Source organism: Bradyrhizobium sp. (genome assembly GCF_049691595.1).
GTDB lineage: Bacteria > Pseudomonadota > Alphaproteobacteria > Rhizobiales > Xanthobacteraceae > Bradyrhizobium.
In genome coordinates, this window is record NZ_JBAVNZ010000286.1 from 1 (window position 1) to 1,776 (window position 1,776).

Sequence of the window (1,776 nt, forward strand, 5' to 3'; positions counted from 1 at the left end):
GGCTTTCCCTGCGCCCTCCTCTCTTCGGGAGGGTAACCGGATTTACAAAACTCGGACGCTTGACGCCGCGAGATCGCGGAGGTGTGGACAAGCATTGTCACGGCAACCAGCTCCACGAATGTCCAGAGAGCTACCGCTGCCTTTGCGCCAGATAGAACCCCGTCAGCACCGTGACCAGCCCCGCCGCCTGCAGCACGGTCGGCGGCTCACCGATCAGGAGCCATCCGGCCAGCACGGTCAGCGCCGGCACGATCGCCGGCACGACCGCGGCGCGGGCGACGCCGACAAGTCCTACCGAGCGCGCGAACAGGTAGAGCGCCGCGGGGCCGGCGAGGATGCCCTGCCCCAGCGCCTGCAGCGCATTCTCGGCCAGGCCGATCGCCGCCAGGCGGCCGAACCCGCCGGAGGCCGCATAGATCGGCAGCAGCACAAGCGACAGCACGCTGATGACGGTGGCCGCGGAGAAGGCGGAGACACGCCAATAGCGCAGCAGCGCGCCAAAACCCGCGAACATGAATCCGGTCAGCACGAAGATCAGGTCGCCCTGCACGCCGCTCTGCCCGATATGGCCGATCGACTCGGCCCCGATCACCGCAAGGCCGCCGACGATGACGACCGCCCCCAAAGCCCGCGACAACGAAATCCGCTCCTTCAGCAGAACGGCGGCGAGGAACAGGCCGCCAAGGGTGGCGCAGGAAGGCTGGATGACGCTGCCATGCCCGAGCGGCACCAACAGGAAGCCGGTATAGCTGATGAGCGACATCACGGGTCCGCCCAGCACCATCAGCGCCAGTCCGCGGCCCCATCCGATGCCGCAGAGATTGCCGAGCCCGGCGCGAACGACGACCGGCAGGAACGCAAGGCCCGACCACAGGAAGCGGTGCATCAGCAGGTCCGCCGGCGTGAAGCCTGCCTTCAGCCCGTGCCGCGTCGCCACGAAGCCGAGCGCCCAGAACAACGCCGCGCCAAGGCCGCACGCGACCCCGAGCAGGGCCGCTTTCGCATCGGATTTTCGGGACAATATATCGGCGCCGCTGGTCGGCTCGTTCATCGCGAACGCTTAACACCCGCCCGCACGGCAGCTCAACCCACGGGCATGCAGGGCTGGCGAGCGCACCGGCCGCGCCAGGATCGCCATCACCTGATGGCAAGCACGCAGGATGGGTAGGATGGGTGGAGCGAAGCGATACCCATCATTTGCGGTTTTGCGAAGATGATGGGTTTCGCAAAGTGCTCAACCCATCCTACAGGCTACCTGCCTTCCTCCGCGGCGGTAAAAAATTTCGTTCCATCGAAAAAGCGGTTCGGACGGTTGAACACGGAGATGAACGTCGCGCCGCGGGGCGCATGCGCGACATGGACGTTGCCGCCCGGCCGCCACACGAAGTCGCCCGCGCCACAGCTTCCTTCCGCGTCTTCCAGCGATCCTTCGAGCATGAAGGTCTGCTCGAGCGCGGTATGCTCGTGCAACGGCACGACCGCGCCGGGCGCCATTTTGAACAGAATGGTCGAGCGCCCATCGTCGTCCCTGTACAGGATCTTCATCTCGATGCCGTCGAAGTCCGTCCGCTGCCAGGGCATCGACGAGGCGGCGACGATGGTCGAGCGAAGTTCGGGCGGGTTGACGGGCACAGGCTTGTTCATGGCGGCTCCTGCGGAACAGGAACCAAACTCGATCGGCCCTGGCGGCTTAGCGTAGCGCAATCCGCCGGCAATGCCAGCGCCGCACATCGCGCGGAGCCCGTCATCGGGCGGCGCTTCGCGCCGGCGCGTTGG

2 protein-coding genes are annotated in these 1,776 nt (G+C 66.6%); both read right to left on the minus strand.

Going from position 1 to position 1,776, the window contains the following annotated elements; translation table 11 throughout:
* Positions 1–130 precede the first annotated feature (130 nt).
* Positions 131–1,051: a DMT family transporter gene (locus tag WCE35_RS12870; protein WP_424593728.1), complete on the minus strand. Its 921-nt coding sequence runs from the start codon at positions 1,049–1,051 to the stop codon at positions 131–133.
* A gap of 200 nt (positions 1,052–1,251) precedes the next feature.
* A partial coding sequence (locus tag WCE35_RS12875; RefSeq protein ID WP_424593729.1) for a cupin domain-containing protein occupies positions 1,252–1,776 on the minus strand: 525 nt, incomplete at its 5' end.